The organism is Streptomyces sp. NRRL S-37, from assembly GCF_000721605.1.
GTDB lineage: Bacteria > Actinomycetota > Actinomycetes > Streptomycetales > Streptomycetaceae > Streptomyces.
On record NZ_JOIZ01000078.1, the window covers coordinates 1 to 1,199 of the forward strand.

At 67.6% G+C, this 1,199-nt stretch carries 1 protein-coding gene; it reads left to right on the plus strand.

Translation table 11 applies throughout. From position 1 onward, the window contains the following. Nucleotides 1–1,199: amino acid adenylation domain-containing protein (locus IH50_RS38335; RefSeq protein ID WP_037873620.1), on the plus strand; the 1,199-nt coding region annotated here is incomplete at both ends.

Below are 1,199 nucleotides of genomic sequence, written 5' to 3' on the forward strand. Positions count from 1 at the left end.
TGCTGGGTGTGCTGAAGGCGGGGGCTGCGTATCTGCCGGTCGGTCCGGAGCTCCCGGTTGAGCGGGTGGAGTTCATGCTCGCGGACGCGGGTGCGGATGTGGTGGTGACCTGCCGGGACGTGCGGGCGGTGGTGCCGCAGGGTGTGCGGCGGGTTGTTCTCGACGAGCCGGCGACGGTGGGTGAGCTGGCGGGTGTTGAGGCTTGCGTGTTGTCGGTGGTGGAGCGTGGTGGTGCGTTGTCGGGTGGGCTGGCGGCGTATGTGTTGTTCACGTCGGGGTCGACGGGGCGGCCGAAGGGTGTGGTGGTGTCGCATGCCGGGATCGTGAACCGTTTGGTGTGGATGCAGTCGCGGTTCGGTCTGGTGCCGGGTGAGCGGGTGCTGCAGAAGACGCCGTTTGGTTTCGATGTGTCGGTGTGGGAGTTCTTCTGGCCGTTGCTGGAGGGCGGGGTGCTGGTGGTGGCCCGTCCGGGGGGTCATCGTGATCCGGCGTATGTGGCGGGGTTGATTGCGTCGCAGGGGGTTTCGACGGTGCATTTTGTGCCGTCGATGCTGGAGGCGTTCCTGGGGGAGTCGTCGGCGGTTTCGTGTCGGGGTCTTGTTCGGGTGGTGTGCTCGGGTGAGGCGTTGGCGGTGTCGTTGCGGGATCGGTTCTTCGAGGTCCTGGGCGATGGTGTGGAGTTGCACAATTTGTATGGGCCGACGGAGGCGTCGGTGGATGTGACGGCGTGGTGGTGCCGTCGGGGTGAGCCGGTGGTGCCGATCGGTGTGCCGGTGGCCAATACGCGGGTGTATGTGCTGGATCAGTGGCTGTCTCCGGTGGCTCCCGGGGTTGCGGGTGAGTTGTATCTGGCGGGTGTGCAGCTGGCGCGGGGGTATGTGGGCCGGGCTGGTCTGACGGCGGAGCGGTTCGTGGCCGGTCCGTTCGGCGGGCCGGGTGAGCGGCTGTATCGCACCGGGGATCTTGTCCGCTGGGATGCTGAGGGCCGGTTGGAGTATCTGGGCCGGGCGGACGAGCAGGTGAAGATCCGCGGCTTCCGTATCGAGCCGGGCGAGATCCAGAGCGTGTTGGCCGCGCATCCGGGGGTGGCTCAGGCGGCGGTGATCGCCCGCGAGGACATCCCGGGTGACAAGCGGCTGGTCGCCTACGTCGTGCCGGCCGAAGAAGCGCACAACGATGAACTGGTCCAGGACGTGCGC